Origin of the sequence: Streptomyces sp. NPDC090994, from assembly GCF_044768905.1 — a bacterium.
In the GTDB taxonomy this organism is placed as follows: Bacteria; Actinomycetota; Actinomycetes; order Streptomycetales; family Streptomycetaceae; genus Streptomyces.
In genome coordinates this window covers 114953-134023 of the sequence record NZ_JBIVWS010000017.1, presented here as the reverse complement: position 1 = coordinate 134023, position 19071 = coordinate 114953, and the positions used below count along the sequence as shown (strand labels likewise).

General features: G+C 74.0%; 5 protein-coding genes and 2 pseudogenes. 3 read left to right on the top strand and 4 right to left on the bottom strand.

Going from position 1 to position 19071, the window contains the following annotated elements:
• Positions 1-60: 60 nt before the first annotated feature.
• Together ACIQR3_RS28535 and ACIQR3_RS28530 are read right to left on the bottom strand one after the other, a co-directional pair.
• Complete coding sequence (locus ACIQR3_RS28535; protein ID WP_403543505.1) at positions 61-2070, bottom strand: beta-galactosidase; 2010 nt, start codon at positions 2068-2070, stop codon at positions 61-63.
• Between the two features lie 46 nt (positions 2071-2116).
• Positions 2117-2461, bottom strand: a pseudogene (locus tag ACIQR3_RS28530) (LysR family transcriptional regulator); the annotation flags it as partial.
• Here ACIQR3_RS28530 and ACIQR3_RS28525 point away from each other — a divergent pair.
• The 3 genes and pseudogenes from ACIQR3_RS28525 to ACIQR3_RS28515 form a co-directional block, all read left to right on the top strand.
• Positions 2423-2791: pseudogene (locus ACIQR3_RS28525) on the top strand (MFS transporter); the annotation flags it as partial. The pseudogenes ACIQR3_RS28530 and ACIQR3_RS28525 overlap by 39 nt on opposite strands.
• A 66-nt stretch (positions 2792-2857) precedes the next feature.
• A complete protein-coding gene (locus tag ACIQR3_RS28520) occupies positions 2858-3442 on the top strand; it encodes a sugar O-acetyltransferase (RefSeq protein WP_403543504.1) in 585 nt (194 codons plus the stop codon).
• A gap of 10 nt (positions 3443-3452) precedes the next feature.
• Positions 3453-4067: a TetR/AcrR family transcriptional regulator gene (locus tag ACIQR3_RS28515; RefSeq protein WP_403543503.1), complete on the top strand. Its 615-nt coding sequence runs from the start codon at positions 3453-3455 to the stop codon at positions 4065-4067.
• A gap of 145 nt (positions 4068-4212) precedes the next feature.
• Here ACIQR3_RS28515 and ACIQR3_RS28510 read toward each other — a convergent pair whose 3' ends face one another.
• Both ACIQR3_RS28510 and ACIQR3_RS28505 read right to left on the bottom strand, forming a co-directional pair.
• Positions 4213-4425 (bottom strand): MbtH family protein, encoded by a 213-nt coding sequence (locus ACIQR3_RS28510; RefSeq protein WP_403543537.1) that lies wholly within the window; start codon positions 4423-4425, stop codon positions 4213-4215.
• Between the two features lie 32 nt (positions 4426-4457).
• Positions 4458-19067, bottom strand: coding sequence for an amino acid adenylation domain-containing protein (locus tag ACIQR3_RS28505; protein ID WP_403543502.1), 14610 nt, complete (start codon positions 19065-19067; stop codon positions 4458-4460).
• Positions 19068-19071: the final 4 nt, after the last annotated feature.

Here is a 19071-nt window from a genome sequence, read left to right as displayed (position 1 = left end):
GGCTACCGCCGGTCCACCCGCACGACAGTCACCCCCGGTCCACCCGCACGACGGCGACGCTCAGTCCTCCCGCACGACGGCGACCTCGCCTCCCGGCAGGGCGAGGTGGCCGGTCAGGTCCCGGTCCCGGATCAGTTCCCGGCCGCGGACCGGGACCTCGACGTCCAGTCCGGTGTGGTTGATGAGGAAGAGGAAGCGGGTGCCGTCCGGCCGGTGGCGGCGTACCGCCTCGACGCCGGCGGGCAGCCCCGGCAGTTCCGGAGCCACGCCCGCCTCGTCCAGCAGCGAGCGGACCAGCCGCCGCACGCCTTCCCCGTCCGGCCGCGCGGCGACGTACCACGCCGCGCCCCGCCCCACCGCCCTGCGGGTCACCGCCGGACGGCCGGCGAGCGGTCCGTCCGCCCAGGTGCGCACGGCGGTGGCGCCCGTCAGGTGGGTCTTCTCGCTCCACAGGTCGGCGGTGGAGCCGTCGTCGAGGGCGTGGGTCTCGCCGTCCTGGAGCGGCCAGAACTCCTCGGTGCGCACGCCCAGCAGCTCCCGGAACGCACCCGGGTAGCCGCCCGGCCGTACGTGGTCGTGCTCGTCGACGATGCCGCTGAGGAAGGTGAGCAGCACCGAGGTGCCCGCTTCGGCGGCGGCGGTGATCCGTTCGGCGACCGCGTCCGTGACGCTGTAGAGGGTCGGCGCGATCACGGCGCGGTAGCCGTCGAGGGCGGTGTCGGCGGAGACCACGTCGGCCGTCACGCCCAGCTCCCACAGCGCCCGGTACCAGCGCAGCAGCTCGCTCTGGTAGTCGAGGGCCTCGGTGGGCCGGCCGTCCTGTTCGGCGGCCCACCAGGACGGATAGTCGAAGACCAGGGCGACGTCGGCGTGCACCCGGCTGCCGCGCACCTCGGCCAGGGCCTTCAGGCGCCGGCCGAGTTCGACGGTGTCGCGGAACACGTCGGTGTCCCGGCCGGCGTGCGGGACCATCGCCGAGTGGTACTTCTCCGCGCCGGCCAGGGACTGCCGCCACTGGAAGAACATCACCGCGTCGGCGCCGCGCGCCACATGGGCGAGGGAGTTGCGGAACATCTCGCCGGGGCCCTTCGGCCGGTTGCGGGGCTGCCAGTTGACCGCGGACGTGGAGTGTTCCATGAGCATCCAGGGGGCGCCGCCCGCGACGCCGCGGCTGAGGTCGGCGGAGAGGGCGAGTTCGATGTGCGCCTCGGGGTCCGCGGCGATCAGGTAGTGGTCGTTGGCCACCACGTCCATGTCGGCGGTCCAGGAGAAGTAGTCCACCCACTTGTTGCGGGTGTTCATCATGAAGTTGGTGGTCGTGGGCACGTGCGGGGTGACCTGGCGCAGTACGTCGCGCAGCGCCCGGTAGTGGGCCAGGTGCTCGTCGGAGGAGAAGCGCGCGAAGTCGAGCCGCTGGGTGGGGTTGACGAAGGTCGGCGCGGCCAGCGGCGGCAGGACCTCGTCGAAGGTGTCGTAGCGCTGGGACCAGAAGGCGGTTCCCCAGGCCGTGTTGAGGGCGTCGACGGTGCCGTAGCGCTTCTCCAGCCAGGCGCGGAACGCGGTGGCCGAGGCGTCGGAGTAGTCGTGCGGGACGTGGCAGCCCAGTTCGTTGTCCACGTGCCACAGCGCGAGGGCGGGGTGGTCGCCGTAGCGCTCGGCCATGGTGCGGGTCATGCGCAGCGCGTACGCGCGGAAGACCGGTGAGGCGATGGCGTACGACTGGCGGGCGCCCTGGTGCAGCACGGTGCCCTCGGCGGTGCGGGGCAGGATCTCCGGGTGCGCGCGGGTCAGCCAGGGCGGCGGTGAGGCCGTGGCGGTGGCGAGGGCGACGCGGATGCCGGCCGCGTGCAGCCGGTCCAGGACCTGGTCGAGCCAGGCGAAGTCGTGGACGCCCTCGCGCGGTTCGAGCAGGGCCCAGGAGAAGATGCCGACGCTGAGCAGGCTGACGCCCGCCTCGCGCATCAGCTCGATGTCCTCCAGTTGGATGTCCAGGGGCCATTGCTCGGGGTTGTAGTCACCGCCGTAGGCGATGCCGGGGACGTCGAGGGGCCAGGGCTGTCGGGTCGTCATCTGCCCGATCCTCGCAGCAAGATCGGCCCGGGGCGAGGGCGCGTGATCATCCCTGGGGCACGTCGGCCGGCAGCCGTCCGACCCGGGCGGCCGTCTCGCACAGCCGGACGTGGACCGCGTCATGGGTCTGCACCGGGTGCCACCACAGCGCCTCCCGCAACGGCACCGACCCGCACGGCGGCTCCACGGTCCGTACGGCGGCCAGCGGGGTCAGCAGCCGGGCCGGCCTGGCCTGGACCAGGGCGATACGGCGGGTGCCGGCCACCATCAAGGGCAGCAACTGAAAGCTGTCGACGGAGACTTCGGCGTGCGGCTCGATGCCGAGCATGCCGAGCCGGCGTACGGCCGGGGCGTCGTAGGTGCGCAGGCAGGTGACCCAGGGCAGCCGGGCACCGCCCGCCGTACCGCCTACGTGCTGACCGCCCTCGTCCTGATCGCCACCGCCGGCACCCTCGTCGAGGACGCCGGGAACTCCTGGGCCGCCGGCTTCGCCGCCGCCGGGTTCGGTGTCGCCACCCTCGTACCCGCCTCGATGCACGAGGCCGACGCGCCGCCCGGCCTCAGACCCGGCTCGGGGCTGACGGTCGTCTCCTGGCTCATGCGCCTGGGCTTCCTGCTCTCCCTTCCCGTCGTCGGCCTGCGGCTGGATCTGCTGGTGGTCCCGCTGGCCGGGGTCCTCGTGGTGCTGTTCGCCGGGGTGCTGCGGCCACGCGAGCGCTGAGCGCGCTCCGGTACACCTCGTACCGGAAGGTACGTTCGTACGCTCTCACGGTGTACGCTCGCACCCATGCCGACGACGGACCACTTCGCGGGCGACCCGCGCAGCAACCTGGAACGCATGCGGGCGGGCGACCTCTACATCGCCGACGACCCGGAGATCGCCCGCCGTCAGCAGCGGGCCGTACACCTGGCCGCCCGTTACCAGGCCGCCTATGCCGAGGACGCCGACGCGGCCCGTCCGCTCCTCGCCGAACTGCTCGGCGCACTCGGCGAGGAGGCACACGTACGGCCGCCCCTGTACGTCGACTACGGCAGCAACATCACGATCGGTGCCCGTACCTTCGTCAACTACCACCTCACCGCCCTGGACGTCGCCGCCGTCACCATCGGCGCCGACTGCCAGATCGGGCCGAACGTCCAGTTGCTCACCCCGACCCACCCGCTGGAGCCGGGGCCCCGCCGCGACAAGCTGGAGGCCGCCCGGCCGATCACCATCGGCGACAACGTGTGGCTCGGCGGCGGCGCGATCGTGCTGCCCGGCGTGACCATCGGGGACAACTCCGTCATCGGCGCCGGCGCCGTCGTCACCGAGGACGTCCCCGCGGACGTCGTCGCCGTCGGCAATCCCGCCCGCGTGGTCCGGAGTCTGTGAGTCTGCCGCCATGGCCACCGGACACACCGACCCCCAGCGCCGCGAACGCATCCTCGCCGCGACCCTCGACCTCATCGCCGACGAGGGGGTCGCCGGCGTCTCCCACCGGAAGATCGCCGCGCGCGCCGGCGTGCCCCTGGGGTCGATGACCTACCACTTCGACGGCATGGACCGCCTGCTGAGTGAGGCGTTCCGCCGGTTCACCGACCACATCGTCGAACTCTTCGACGCCCATCTCGGCGCCCCGGCCGACCGCGACCAGGCCAGGGCGGCGGTGACCGACCTGATCCACGTCCTGTCGGAGGGCAGCCGACGCGACCTCGTCCTCACCCAGGAGCTGTACACCCTCGCCGCCCGGCGCCCCGCCTACCGGGAACTCACCCACACGTGGATGGCCCGCAGCCGCGTCCACCTGGAGAAGCACTTCGACCCGGACACCGCCCGGCAACTGGACGCGCTCATCGAGGGCCTGACCCTCCACCGTGCGCTCGCCCAGCACCCCCACGACCGGGCCCTGACCCTGGAAGCCGTCACCCGTATCACCACGCCCGGCACACCGGGTACACCGGGTACACCGGGCGCCGCCCCCGCCGCCCCCGCCACCCCCGGCGGCCGGGCCACCTGACCGCCCGTGCGGCACGGACCTGACCGCTGTGCCGCACGGGCCCGCACCGTCCCGATACAGGGTCTCCGGTCGCCCCACGGTGGGGAAACACGGTCAGGGGGCCGGTCCCGGACGGCTCCGGGACCGGCCCCCTGGGGCCCGTCGGCTACGCCTCCCTCATGGCCGCGACCAGGCCGGCGGGGCGCATGTCGGTCCAGTTCCGCTCGATGTGCTCCAGGCATTCCTGGCGGCCGGCCGGGCCGTGCGCCGTGCTCCAGCCCTGCGGGACGTCGATCGACACCGGCCACAGCGAGTACTGGTTCTCGTCGTTGACAAGGGCCAGGTACTGGGCGTTCTCGTCCTCGAAGGGGTTGCTCATGTTGCTCATCTTCCGCTCCTCATCATCGATGTTCATCCGAGTTCGGCGAGGCGGGCGGCCAGGACCGGACCGATGGCGGCCAGGGACTCGGGCCGGGTCATGTCCTCGTGGCCGCAGGGGACGAGGTGCTCCTCGACGCTTCCCACCACGTGCGGATGCCACAGCCGCGCCGTCAGGCCGTGGCCCTCCGGCTTCCGGGTGGCACGGAAGAGCAGCAGCGTTCCGTGGAAGACGCCGGGAGTGAAGTGTGCGGCCGCCCTGGTGTTGCGTTCGTAGGCCCGTGTCAGGCGCTCCGCGAGGTCGGCCGGCCACTCGGCGGCCGAGGAGCCCGCCGTCTCCCTGCGCACCGCCTCGCCGGGCGACCCCGACGGCGGTTCCCCGACGTCGTGAAGCGGGTAGGCGTCCAGGACGGCGAGCAGGCCGACCCGCTTGCCCCGGCGCTCCAGCCGCACGGCGATCTCATGGGCGATCAGTCCCCCGACCGACCAGCCGACGAGGTGGTACGGACCGTCGGGGCACACCTCCAGCATCCGGGCGAGGTGGTCCTCCGCCATCTCACCGATGCTCTCCGGACCGTGGGCCGGAGGGTCGGCGACGGCCCGCGATTGCAGGCCGATGACCGGACGGTCGGCCGGGATGTGCGCCGTGAGTCCGGAGAACGACCAGGCCAGGCCGCCCGCCGGATGCACGCAGAACAGCGGCGGCAGGCCGCCGCCCGACCGGAGGGGATGCAGCGCCTCGAAGTCTCCACCGGCACCGCGCACCTGGTCGGTCGTCGCGGCGAGCCGGGCCGGCGTGGGCGCCTCGAACAGCTGCCGCAGGCCCACCTCGACGCCGAGGACCGAACGCAGCCGGCTGAGCAGCTTGGCCGCGAGCAGGGAATGGCCGCCGAGTTCGAAGAAGTCGTCCTCGACCGAGACCTCCGGCACCCCCAGCACCTCGGCGAACACCCCGCACAGCGCCTTCTCCCGCTCGTCCCGCGGCTCGCGCCCGCCGGCCGTGCCGAGGTCGGGCGCCGGCAGGGCCGTGCGGTCGAGTTTGCCGTTCGGGGACAGCGGAAGGGTCTCCAGGACGACGATCGCGGTGGGCACGAGATAGGCCGGCAGCGTCGAGGCGAGCTGCCGCCTCAGTGCCGACGGGTCGGGAACGGCGCCGGGCTCGGGCACCACGTAGGCCAGCAGCCGGTCGTCCCGGACGACGGCGGCCGCCTGGGCGACGCCGGGCAGCGCGGCCAGTTCGGCCTCCACGTGGCCGGGCTCGACCCGGAACCCCCGCACCTTGGCCTGGTCGTCGGCCCGCCCGAGGAAGTGCAGCCGGCCGTCGCCGTCATGGCGTACGAGGTCTCCGGTGCGGTACATCCGCGTCCCCGCCGGGCCGTACGGGTCGGCGACGAACCGCGACGCGGTCAGGGCCGGCCGGCCCAGGTAACCGCGGGCGAGCGCCGGGCCGCTGACGTACAGCTCTCCCGGAACACCGGTCGGGACCGGGCGCAGCGAGGGGTCGAGGACACGCAGCCCCACCCCGTCGACGCCCGTGCCGATCGTGGGAGGTCCGTCCGGGTCCAGCGGCTCGCTCATGGTGGCGCAGACCGTGGTCTCGGTGGGTCCGTACGCGTTGAGCAGGCGGACCCGGCCGGCCAGCCGGCGAACGGCGTCGCGAGGAAGCGCGTCACCCGCGACGGCCAGGGTGGTCAGGGCCGCCAGGCTGTCGTCGGACATCAGCGGCAGGGCGGCCGGGGGGAGGGTCAGATGGCTGACGGAACGCGCCGCGAGCAGTTGTGCCAGCGGGGCGCCCGGCATCAGTTCCTCCTGCGGGGCCACCACGAGCGCGGCGCCGGCGAGCAGGGCCATGCACAGTTCGGAGAAGGCGGCGTCGAAGCTCGGTGACGCGAACTGCAGGACCCTGCTGCGTTCGTCCACCACGAACCTGGCGATCTGGCTCCCGGCGAGTCCGGCGATGCCCGCGTGCGTCACGACGACGCCGTTGGGGCGGCCCGTCGAGCCGGAGGTGTGGATGACATAGGCCGGGTGACCGGGTGCCAGGGCCGCGAGCCGGTCGCCGGGGGCCAGGTCGGTGCCGGACTCCCGGGCGATCCGGGCGGCCGTCTCCGGGTCACCGAGCAGGTCCGGGTCCACGACCAGGCCCGGCCGGGCGTCGTCGAGCACGAGCCGGACGCGCTCGGCGGGGTATGCCGGATCGACCGGGAGGAAGGCGGCACCGGACTTCAGCACCGCCAGTGTCGCCACGACCTGCTCCACGGACCGTGGCAGGCGCAGCGCCACCAGGCCCTCGGGTCCGGCGCCGGCCGCGACGAGGTAGCGGGCCAGCCGGTTCGCACGCCGGTTCAGCTCGGTGTAACTGATCTCGTCGTCGCCGCAGACCAGCGCGGTACGGTGCGGAGTGCGCCGCACCTGTGCCTCGAACAGGTCGGGGAACACCGCCGGCCGGGGGCCGGCCGTCCCGGACCGCAGGGTCTCCAGCAGCGCGTCCTCGCCCGGCAGCAGGATGTCGGCCGAGCTGATCGGCGCCTCGGGCCGGACGGCGACGTACCGCAGCAGTCCGGCGAACCGCGCGGCCATGCCCTCGGCCGTGGAGCGGTCGAACAGGTCGCTGCTGTACCGGAGCACACCGCGCATCCCCCGGGCCCCGGTGGCGTCGCGCTCCTCGACCAGATCGAACTCGAGGTCGAACTTGGCGGCGGGCACCTCGACCTCGTAGGCCTCGGCCCGGATACCGGCCAGTGCGGGGGGCGCCGCCGAGCCGTTGCGCAGCGCGATCATGACCTGGAAGAGCGGGTGACGGGCCGGGGCCCGCTCGGGGTTGAGCGCCTCGACCAGCGTCTCGAAGGGCACGTCCTGGTGGGCGTAGGCGGTCAGCGCGGTCTTGCGCACCCGCTCGACCAGCTCGCCGAAGCCGGGATCGCCGTGCGCGTCGAGGCGCAGCACCAGCGTGCCGGCGAAGAAGCCCACCAGGTCGTCCAGCGCCTCGTCGGTCCGCCCGGAGACCGGCGTCCCCAGGGGGATGTCGGCGCCCGCGCCGAGGCGGACGAGCAACGCCGCGACCGCCGCGTTCATCACCATGAACGTGCTGGCACCGAAGGTGCCCGCCAGCTCCGTGAGCCGCCGGTGCGTCGTGGCGTCCACGTCGAAGCGGACCGCGCCGCCCCGGTGGCTGGGCACCGCCGGCCGGGGGCGGTCCGCCGGGAGCGTGAGCTCGGCGGGCAGCCCGGCCAGTTCGTCGCGCCAGAAGGCCAGTTGGCGCGTCAGGGGGCTGTTCTCGTCGGTCTCGGTGCCGAGGCGGTCGCGCTGCCAGATCGCGAAGTCGGCGTACTGCACCGGCAACGGCGGGAACGGGGGTTCACCGCCGTTCGCCCTGGCCCGGTAGGCGGTCGACAGATCGCGCAGCAGCACCTCGGTGGACCCGCCGTCCGTCGCGATGTGGTGGAACACGAACAGCAGCACGTGCTCGTCGGGCTCCCGGACGATCAGGGTCACGCGGACCGGGATCTCCCGGGCCAGGTCGAAGCCGCGGGCGGCAAGGGCGGTCAACTCCCTCTCCAGCGTGGCGTCGTCGGCACCGCCGTGGTCCACGACGTCCAGGTCCGGCCAGGTCTCGGCCACGACCTGCCGCGGCTCGCCCTCGCTCTCCGGGAAGACCGTCCGCAGGCTCTCGTGCCGCCGGATCACGTCGCGGACCGCGGCCGCGAGCGCCGTACGGTCGAGGGCACCCGACAGCCGGACGGCGACCGGCACGTTGTAGGTGGCGGACGGCCCCTCCAGACGGTTCAGGAACCACAGGCGGCGCTGGGCGAACGACAGCGGGACGGTCCGCGGGCGCGGCATCGGCGCCAGCGGCACGCTCGTGTGGTCCGACTCGCCGATGCGGACGGCCAGTTCCTCGACGGTCGGTGCTTCGAAGACGGTCCGCAGCGGCAGGTCGACACCGTACCGGGCCCTGATCCGGTTGGTGAGCTTCACCGCCATCAGCGAGTGGCCGCCGATGTCGAAGAAGCTCTCGTCCACGCCGACCGCGCCGGCGCCGGCGAGCTCGGCGAAGACCGCGCACAGTTGCTCCTCCAGCGGGGTGCGGGGCTCGCGACGGGAGCGCTCGCCGGACCCGGGGTCGGGTGCGGGCAGCGCCTTGCGGTCGAGTTTGCCGCTGGCCGTCAGCGGCAGCGACCCCATGGTCACGAGCACGCCCGGCACCATGTGGTCGGGCAGCACCGAGGCCAGTTCGCGGCGCAGCCGCGCGGTGTCCACCGAGGCGTCCGGGGCGGGGACCACGTAACCGACCAGCCGCTGGTCGCCGCCGGCCGTGCCACGCACCGCGACGGCCGCCTCGGCCACGCCCGGCATGCGGCGCAGCGCGGTCTCGACCTCGCCCGGTTCGACGCGGAACCCGCGGATCTTCACCTGGTCGTCCACGCGCCCCAGGTAGTCGATCTGCCCGTCGGTGGTCCACCGGACCAGATCGGCGGTGCGGTACATGCGGGTCCCCGGCTCGCCGAACGGGTCGGCGACGAAGCGCTCGGCGCTCAGCGCGGGCCGGCCGAGGTAGCCGCGGGCCACGCCGGAGCCGGCGATGTACAGCTCTCCGGGGACCCCGGCCGGCACCGGCTGCAGACGGTCGTCGAGGACGTACGCCCGGGTGTGGGTCAGCGGGCGGCCGATCAGCGGCCGGCCGGCGGCGCCGTCCGCGTACCAGGCGGTCGAGTAGACCGTGGCCTCGGTGGGGCCGTAGATGTTCGCCACGGCGCAGCCCGGGACGGAGCGCCGGATCTGCTCCACGACCTCCTCGGTCAGCGCCTCGCCCGCCAGCACCATACGGTCCACCGCCAGCACCGGCTCGTCCACCGCCAGCACCGGCTCGTCCACCGCCGGCACCGGCTCGTCCGTGCCCGGCACCGGTTCCGCCGCGGCCTCCCGCAGCAGTACCGAGACGACCGACGGCACACCGCTCGCCAGGGTTCCGGTGAAGGGCCGGTCCGCGACCGCCAGCAGGTCCCGCGCCACCTCGACGCTGCCGCCCGCGGCGAGCGGGGCGAAGATCTCGAAGACCGAGACGTCGAAGCTGAGCGAGGTCGCGGCGAGCACCCGGGCCAGGCCGTCGCGCCCGAAGGCGGCCACCGCCCAGGCGACCAGGGCGGCCATGCTGCGCCGGGAGACCACGACGCCCTTGGGCCGGCCCGTGGAGCCCGAGGTGTGGATGACGTAGGCGGCTCGGTCCGGGTGCTGCCCGGCGTCGCCGAGGCGGTCCGGGGAGAGGGCGTCGGCCGTGCCGCGTTCCTCGGGGTCGTCCAGTACGAGCCTGGGCACGCCGGGGGCCTCCGGCAGGAGTGCGGCGGCGTCGGACGTCGTCACGAGCAGGACCGGTGACACGTCCGCGAGCACGTACGCGTTGCGCGCCGCCGGGTAGCCCGGGTCGACGGGCAGGTAGGCCGCTCCGGTCTTCAGCACCGCGAGCAGCACGGCGATCGTCTCCGCGGAGCGAGGCACGGCGACCGCCACGAACCGCTCCGGTCCCGCGCCGAGGCGCACGAGCCTGCGTGCCAGCCGGTTCGCCTCGGCGTCCAGCCGGGCGTAACTCCACTCGGCTCCCCGGCACACCACCGCCACGGCCTCGGGCCGCTCGGCGACGCGGGCCTCGAACAGGGCGACCGGGTCCCCGCCGGGAGCGGTGGCGGGGCCGGCCGGCGGGACCGGCAGGGCGTTCCCGTGGTGCAGGAGCCTCTCCCGCTCCCCCGGTTCCAGGATGTCGACGGCCCCGATGCGGACCTGCTGGTCCCGTGCCACGGCCGTCAGGAAACGCACCAGCCGGCCGGTCAGGCGCCCGACGCTCTCCGGGTCGAACAGATGGGTGCGGAAGACCACCCTGCCCTGCATCCCGTCGGGCGCCCTGTCCGGCGTCAGCCGTTCGCGCAGCTCGATGTCGAGGTCGACCTTGGCCCGGTCCGGGCGGACCTCGAGGGCCTCGGCGGCCAGGCCGGGCAGTGCGAGGTCCGGCTCGACGTTGTTCTGCAGGGTGAGCATCACCTGGAACAGCGGGTGACGCCCCATCGACCGCGGCGGGTTCAACACCTCCACGAGCCACTCGAACGGCACGTCCTGGTTCGCGTAAGCGGCCAGGCTGTTGCGACGGACCCGCTCCAGGAGGTCGGCGAAGGCCGGGTCGCCGCCGGTGTCGACGCGGTGGACCAGGGTGTTGACGAAGAAGCCGACCAGGTCGTTCAGGGCCGCGTCGCCGCGCCCGGCGATCGGGCCGCCGAGGGGGATGTCGGTTCCGGCACCGAGCCGGGTCAGCACCGCGGCCAGTGCGGCCTGGACCACCATGTAGAGGCTGACGTTGTGGCGGCCCGCGAGTTCCCTGAGTCCGGCGTGCAGGTCCCGGGGGACGGTGAACGTGGTCACCGCGCCGGCGTGGCCGGCGGCCGCCGACCGGGGGCGGTCCACCGGAAGCGCCAGTTCGGCGGGGAGCCCGGCCAGCGTCTCGGCCCAGTAGGCGGTCTGCCGGGCGAGCTCGCCGGCCGGGTCGTCGTCGGCACCCAGCAGCGACCGCTGCCAGAGGGTGTAGTCGGCGTACTGCACCGGCAGCGGGGTGAAGTCCGGGGCGCGTCCGGCGAGCCGCGCCGTGTACGCGGTGACCAGGTCGCGGGCCAGCGGAGCCATCGACCAGCCGTCCGCCGCGATGTGGTGCACCACGACGAGCAGTACGTGCTCGTCCGCACCGGTCTCGAACAGGGTGGCCCGGATGGGCACCTGGTGTGCGAGGTCGAAGTCCTCGGCGGCGGCCTCGGCGAGCACCCGGGTGAAGTCCGTTCCGGCGGCCCGGGCCGGCGGCAGTTCGACGGCCACGTCGTCCAGGACGACCTGGCACGGTTCCCCGTCGCTGTCGTGGAAGACGGTGCGCAGGCTCTCGTGCCGTGCGACGACGTCCTGGAGCGCGGCCTCGAGAGCGGGCCGGTCCAGCGATCCGGTCAGGCGCAGCGCCATGGGGATGTTGTAGACGCCGGTCGGTCCTTCGAGACGGTGCAGGAACCACAGGCGGCGCTGGGCCGGGGACAGCGGGACGACCGCGGGGCGCTCGGCCGCCGTCAGCAGCGGCCGGCCGGCCCGCTCCGCGGACGCGATCACCCGGGCCAGGTCACTGACGCGGGGCGTCTCGAAGACAGCCCGCACCGAGAGTTCGGCGCCGAAGACCGACCGGACGGAGTTGACCAGGCGGATGGCGAGCAGCGAGTGGCCGCCGAGGGCGAAGAAGTCGTCGTCGGCACCGACCCGCGGCAGCCCGAGGACCTGCCCGAACAGCGTGCACAGCTGTTCCTCGTACGCGTCGCCCGGAGCCCGGCCCGAGGCCTCGCCGGCGAAATCGGGCGTGGGCAGCGCGGCCCGGTCGAGTTTGCCGTTCGCGGTGACCGGGAGGGCGTCCAGGACCACGAACATGGACGGCACCATGTAGTCGGGGAGCCGCCCGGAGAGGTGGCCGCGGAGCAGCAGGCCGAGTCCGCCGGACTCGCGGAACGTCACCGGGCTGTTGATCAGCGGGCCGGTCCGGGTCCTCGAAGGGGCCTGGGGCGGCCGGGTCGGGACCGGCATGTCATCGGGGAACGCCCCGGTGTCCAGCAGGAGATGGTCGAGGGCGCCGTGGTCGGCGTCCGTCGCGGACCAGGTGGTGACCGTACGGTAGCCGTGTCCGGCGGCGAACCTCTCGACGTCGGCGGGGTCGACGCCCGTCGGCCGCGCGAGTGCCGCGCGGACGTCGTCGAGGCTGTCACCGGCACACAGCACACGTGCGGCGGCGGCCTCGTGGGCGACCCTGCGGTTCGGCACCCCGACCAGGCGCAGCGCGGTGGGCCGTTCGCGCTCCAGCAGGGCGGCGGTCCCTTCGAGACCGCCCGCCTCGGTCCATGGCACCAGGCGGGCGTCGACCGGGGTGACGGTCCTCTTGTGCAGCACGACGTCGTAGCGGTACCGGGTCAGCTCGTTGTGGAACTCCGCGCGCTTGACGCGGACGTCCACGCAGCCGACGTCCGGGAAGACGTCGCCGAGGGTGTGGAAGTACTCGGGAGTGGCCAGGAGTTCCTTCTCGCGCACCATCCGGCGGTCGACGGCACGCCGCAGTGCCGCGGCGTCGCCGGCCGTCGCGCCCGCGGCCTCCACGGCGGTGTGGAACGGCCTCAGCAGGCCCAGGTGGCGGATGTCGCCGAGGAAGACCGCACCCCCGGGAACGAGCAGTTCCACCACCTGGCGCAGGACCGATTCCAGGTACTCGGCGTTCGGGAAGTACTGGACGACGGAGTTGACGATCACCGTGTCGAAGTACCCCGCGGGCAGGCCGGACAGGTCGTCGGCGCCCTGCTGCCGCAGCCGCACCACGTCCGCCAGCTCCGGCCGGGCCGCGACCTCGCGGCGCAGTGTCCCGATCGCCTCGGCGGAGAAGTCGGTGCCCCAGTACGCCTCGCAGCCGGCGGCGAGCTGCGACAGGATCAGACCGCTGCCGACGCCGATCTCCAGCACCCGCCGGGGCGTCAGGGACCTGATGCGCCCGACCGTGGCGGCCTGCCACTCCGTCATCTGCTCCAGGGGGATCGGCTCGCCGTCGTAGCTGCTGTTCCAGCCGGAGAAGTCCTTGCCGAACGCGGCCTGCGGCGCGGCGCCGTACATCGTGTCGTAGATCTGCCGCCACTCGGCGACCTGCGCGCGCTTGCCCTCCTCGAGCCGGTCCTCCTGCGCGGCCCAGTCCGGCACCACGTATCCGACGAGCCGGGTCTGCCCGGTGTGGTCCTCGCGGGCCAGCACCTCGACCTGGGCGACCGCCGGGTGACGGCTCAGTTCGGCGGCCACCTCGCCCGGTTCGACCCGGAAGCCGCGCACCTTGACCTGGTCGTCGGCGCGGCCGGCGAACTCCAGCTGCCGCGCGTGGTTCCAGCGGCCGAGGTCGCCGGTACGGTACATCCGGGTGCCGGCGGGGCCGTACGGCGAGGCGACGAACCGTTCCGCGGTCGCGCCGGGGCGGGACAGGTAGCCTCGCGCCAGGCCCGTGCCCTCGATGTAGATCTCGCCGACCACTCCCGGCGGGACCGGGCTCAGCCGCTCGTCGAGCACATGGATCCGGGCGCCCGCGAGTGCGTGGCCGAGGGGCAGCCGGCTGCCGGCGGTGTACGGCGCGCCGACCTCGAACTGTGCGGCGCACAGGGTGGTCTCGGTCGGTCCGTAGAGCTGCCGGAAGACCACACCGGGGCAGGCGCGCAGCAGGTTCTCGACGGCGGACGGCGGGACCACGTCGCCGCCGGCCAGGACCTCGGACACCCCGGCCAGGCAGTCCGGCGCCTCCTCGGCGACCACCCGGAACAGACCGGCGGTGAAGTGGACGGAGGTGATCCGCTCGGTTTCGATCAGCCGCGCCAGCTCGTCGGTGCCGAGCCTGCCGCCGGGTGCGAGGACCACGCAGCCGCCCTGGGTGAGCGGGACCCACAGTTCGTAGTCGGAGATGTCGAACGCGTGGGGAGCGTGCATCAGCACCCGCTCGTGCCGGCCGCTGTGCCAGCCGGGGTCCTCGACGAGGGCGAGCAGCCCGGAGTGCGGGACCGCGACGCCCTTCGGCGTGCCCGTCGATCCCGAGGTGTACATCACGTAGGCCAGCTGCCCCGGGTCCGTGACGCCGGGCGGCGGGACGGCCGCCGGACCGGCCGGCGGGTCCGACGGCGTGACGAGCAGGACCTGCCGGTCCCCGGCCACGTCGTGGACGTCGCCGGTACCGTCGGCCAGCACCAGGCCGACGCCCGCGTCGTCCAGGATCCACCGGAGCCTCTCCGCCGGGTAGGCCTCGTGCAGCGGGACGTGGACGCATCCCGCCTTGAGCACGCCGAGGACGGCGACGACGAGTTCCGGCGAGCGTTCCAGGAACACCCCGACCGGGGTCTCGGGCCCCGCCCCGGCAGCGGCGAGACGCTCCGCGACCGCGTCGGACCGCACGTCGAGCTCCTGGTACGTGAGGGCGCGTGGCCCCGCCTTGACGGCGACGGCCCGCGGCCGGGACCGCACCTGGTCGCGGATGAGGTCCAGTACGGTGCGCCGCGGCGGAGCGGGGAAGGCGCCGCGGGCGGCCAGCCACTCGCGTTCGGAGTCCGACAGGACGTCGAGGGCGCCGATCCTGGCCTGCGGGTCGGCGGCGAACGCTTCCAGCACGGCCACGAGCCGGTCCGCGATCTCCGCGACGGTCCCGGTCTCGAACAGGTCGACGGCGAACTCGACCGCTCCCCCGATGCCCAGCGGCCGGCCGTCCTCGCCGAACCGCTCGCGCAGGTTGAACGCGAGGTCGAACTTGGCGGACACCGTGGCGTCCGGCTCGACCGTGGTGTCCAGGCCGGGGAAGTCGAGCGTGGCCGCCGCGTTGTTCTGCAGGGCCAGGAAGACCTGGAAGAGCGGGTGCCGGGCCAGCGAGCGTACCGGGTTGAGCACCTCCACCAGCCGCTCGAACGGCACGTCCTGGTTCGCGTAGGCGGCCAGGTCCGTCTCCCGGACGCGGGCCAGCAGTTCGGCGACGGTCGGGTCGCCGGAGGTGTCCGTCCGCAGCACGAGGGTGTTGACGAAGAAGCCGATGAGGTCGTCCAGAGCGGCGTCGGTGCGCCCGGCGACCGGTGTGCCCAGCGGGATGTCGCAGCCGCCGCCCAGCCGGGTGATCAGGGAGGCGACGGCGGCCTGGAGGACCATGAACAGGCTGACCCCGTGTTCCCTGGCGAGGTGGAGCAGGCGCCCGTGCAGCTGAGCCGGGACCCGTACCTCGACCGTGCCGGCCGTGGAGCCCAGCACGGCCGGCCGGGTGCGGTCGGCCGGCAGGTCCAGGTCCAGCGGCACACCGGCCAGTGCCCGCTTCCAGAACTCGGTCTGCCGGGCTATGGGGCTGTCGGGGTCGTCCTCCGCCCCGAGCAGGTCCCGCTGCCACAGTGTGTAGTCGCTGTACTGCACGGGCAGCGGACGCCAGTCGGGCGCCCGTCCGTCGACGCGCGCCGCGTACGCCGTCGCGAGGTCACGCGACAGGGGGAGCATCGACCAGCCGTCGCCCGCGATGTGGTGCATGACCAGCAGCAGCAGGTGCTCGGCCGGGGCGGCTTCGAAGACGTGGACCCGGATCGGCAGGTCGGCGGCCAGGTCGAAGCCGCGTCCGGCGATCTCGGCCGCAGCGGTGCGCGACGCCTCCTCGCCAAGGGGGAGGAACTCGACCAGCGGCCGGGCGTCCGCCGCTTCGACGATCCGCTGCGCCGGGATCCCGTCGGCCTCGACGAACAGGGTGCGCAGCGACTCGTGACGCGCCACGAGGTCGTGGACCGCGGCGGTCAGCGCGTCACGGTCGAGGTCGCCGCGGACCCGGATCACCCGGGAGACGTTGTAGGCGGAGGCGCCGGGGTCCATCTTCTGCAGGAACCACATGCGCTGCTGCGCGTAGGACAGCGGGACGGCTGCGGGACGGTCCTGGGCGCGGCGCGGGGCCGTGCGTGCGCGGCCGGCGCCGGCCAGCCGAGCGGCCAGTCCCTCGGGCGTGGCCGTCTCGAAGACGGCACGGATCGGCAGCTCGGCGCCGAAGGCCACGCGGACCCGGCCGACCAGGCGGGTGGCCAGCAGGGAGTGCCCGCCGAGGCGGAAGAAGTCGTCGTCGGCGCCGACCCGTTCGAGGCCGAGCAGCTCCGCGAAGATCGCGCACAGGATCTCCTCCTGCGGCGTGCGGGGGGCACGTCCGGCGCGCCCGCCGGCCAGGTCCGGTGCCGGCAGTGCCGCGCGGTCCAGCTTCCCGCTGAAGGTCAGCGGGATCGCGTCCAGGCTCACCACGGCCGTGGGGACCATGTACTCGGGCAGCACCTCGGCCGCCCCGCGCCGGATGCCGGCGGGGTCCGGTGCCGCGCCGGCCGCGGGCACGACGTACCCGACGATGCCGGGTCCGCCCGGCAGGTCGTCGCGCAGCACCGCGACGGCCGCCAGTACCCCGGGCTGGTCGGCCAGGACCGCCTGGATCTCGCCGAGTTCGATCCGGAACCCGCGCAGCTTCACCTGGGCGTCGGCACGTCCGACGTACTGGAGCTGCCCGTCCGGCCGCCAGTACGCCACGTCTCCTGTCCGGTACATCCGCTCTCCGGGCGGGCCGAACGGGTCGGCGACGAAGCGCTCCGAGGTCAGCCCGGCGCGTCCCAGGTAGCCGCGGGCGAGGAGGGGGCCCGACACGTACATCTCGCCGGGGACGCCGACGGGTGCCGGGCGCAGCCGTGCGTCGAGGACGTGGATGCCGGTGTTCCAGTACGGCCGGCCGATCGGGACGGGGCCGCCGGGAAGCTCGGTGCCCGCGGGGATCCGGTGTTCCGCGCAGTTGACCGTGACCTCGGTGGGACCGTAGGCGTTGATCACCTCCACCTCGGGGTGGGCCGAGCGCCACGCGCTGACGGCCTCGCCGTACAGCGCCTCGCCGCCGAGCATGAGGGTGTCCGAGGGCGAGAAGCCGGCCGGGAGTTCGTCGAGGACCGGCAGATGGCTGGGGGTCGCCTTCAGGAAGCGCGGTGGGGAGGGAACCTGCTGGGGCTGTGTCCCGGCGAGGTCGAGCACCCCGACGCGGACGCTGCCGCCGCCCACCAGCGGCGGGTAGATCGATGTGACGGTGGCGTCGAAGGAGATCGACGCGTGCAGCAGGGTGCTGCCGGTCTCGCTGGGCCGGCCCGCGGCCGGGTAGGCCGCGCCGGCCCAGGAGGCGTAGGCGGCCAGCGCCGCGTGCGGGACGCCGACGCCCTTGGGGCGCCCGGTCGACCCCGAGGTGTAGATGACGTAGGCCAGTTGCTGCGGTCGCGGCGACGCGGGCGGTGGCGTCGGCTCGTCGGCGGCGAGCCGGCGGGCGGTGCCGGGGTCGTCGAGCAGCAGCACCGGCGGGCAGGACCGCGGCAGCCGGCCGGCCAGGGAGGCGACGGTGACCACGACGGCCGGGCGGGCGTCGTCGAGCAGGTAGGCGATGCGCTCGGTGGGGTAGTCGGCGTCGACCGGGACGTAGGCCGCGCCGGACTTCAGGGCTGCCAGCGGGGCCGCGACCAGGTCGGCCGTCCTGGGCAGCATCACCGCCACGAGCCGCTCCGGTCCGGCACCCCGCTCCGCCAGGAGCGCGGCGAGCCGGTCGGTCCGGGCGTCCAGTCGGGCGTACGTCAGCGTCTCGGGGCCGCAGATCACCGCCGCGGCGTCGGGGGTGGCCGCCGCCTGGGCGCGGAAGCGGTCGACGACGCCTTCGAAGGGGACGTCGCGCGGGGCGCCGTTCCACTGGCGCAGCACCAGGTCGCGTTCGGCGGCGTCGGTCAGCTCGGGCCTGGAGAGGGCCAGGTCCGGGCGGAGCGCGAACGCGGTGAGGAGCCGGGTGAACCGGGTCGCGATCGCCTCGGCCGTGGCACGGTCGAACAGGTCCGACCGGAAGTCCAGACGGCAGCGCAGTCCGGCGGGCTCGCCCGCGTCGGTGAACCGCTCGTGGATGTGCACCGCCAGATCGAAGCGTGCCACCGGGAGCTGACGCTGCTCGGCCGTGACCGCCAGGCCCGGCAGCTTCGGCGCCACCGCCGTGTTGTTCTGCACGGCCAGCAGCACCTGGAACAGCGGGTGACGGGACGTCGAACGCCGCGGGTTGATCGCCTCCACCAGCCGCTCGAACGGCACGTCCTGGTGGCTCAGGGCCCCCAGGGCGAACCGGCGGACCCGGCCGACGAGGTCGGCGAAGGCCGGGTCGCCGGAGGTGTCGGCGCGCACCACCAGGGTGTTCACGAAGAACCCGACCAGGTCTTCCAGCGCTTCCTCGGTGCGTCCGGCGACCGGGACACCGATCGGGATGTCGTCTCCGGCGCCGAGCCGGGTCAGCAGAGCGCTGAGGCCCGCGTGGAGCACCATGAACATGCTGGCGCCGCGCTCGCGGGCCAGCGTGGCAAGACCGCGGTGGGTGTCCGCGTCGACGTCGAACGGCACGGAGCCGCCCTCGCGCGCCGACCGGGTACCGCGCGGACGGTCGAACGGCAGCGCCAGTTGGTCCGGCAGGCCGGCCAGCGCGGTCCGCCAGTGGGTGAGCTGCCGGGACAGGCGGCTCGACGGGACGTCCTCGTCGCTGAGGAGATCCCGTTGCCAGAGCGCGTAGTCGGCGTACTGCACCGGCAGCGGCTCCCAGTCAGGCGCCGATCCGTTCCTGCGGGCGGTGTAGGCGGTGGCGATGTCGCGGGCCAGGGGGGCCATCGACCAGCCGTCGCCCGCGATGTGATGGACGACCAGCAGCAGCACGTGCTCGGCGGGGCCGAGTGCGAACAGGGTGGCTCGCAGGGGGATCTCCCGCGCGAGGTCGAAGGGCCGCGCCGCGGCCTCGTCGAGGAACCGTTCCAGTTCCCCGGCGCCGGCCGGCACGACCGGCAGTCCGACGTCCTGCGCCGGTTCCAGGATCACCTGCTCCGGCTCGCCGTCGTGGTCGTGGAAGACCGTGCGCAGCGCCTCGTGCCTCTCGACCAGGTCGGTCAGGGCCGCCCGCAGCGCGGCGCGGTCCAGCTCACCGCTCAGCCGCACCTGGAGCGGGAGGTGGTAGGCGATGCCGCCCTCCCCCATCTGTTCCAGGAACCACAGCCGGCGCTGCGCGAACGAGAGCGGGATCATGCTG

What these genes read in the sequence shown, in the direction of transcription:
- ACIQR3_RS28520 (WP_403543504.1), top strand. Translation starts at nt 2,858, where the DNA reads ATGCCGACGACGGACCACTTCGCGGGCGACCCGCGCAGCAACCTGGAA.
- ACIQR3_RS28510 (WP_403543537.1), bottom strand. Translation starts at nt 4,425, where the DNA reads ATGAGCAACCCCTTCGAGGACGAGAACGCCCAGTACCTGGCCCTTGTC.
- ACIQR3_RS28515 (WP_403543503.1), top strand. Translation starts at nt 3,453, where the DNA reads ATGGCCACCGGACACACCGACCCCCAGCGCCGCGAACGCATCCTCGCC.
- ACIQR3_RS28505 (WP_403543502.1), bottom strand. Translation starts at nt 19,067, where the DNA reads ATGATCCCGCTCTCGTTCGCGCAGCGCCGGCTGTGGTTCCTGGAACAG.
- ACIQR3_RS28535 (WP_403543505.1), bottom strand. Translation starts at nt 2,070, where the DNA reads ATGACGACCCGACAGCCCTGGCCCCTCGACGTCCCCGGCATCGCCTAC.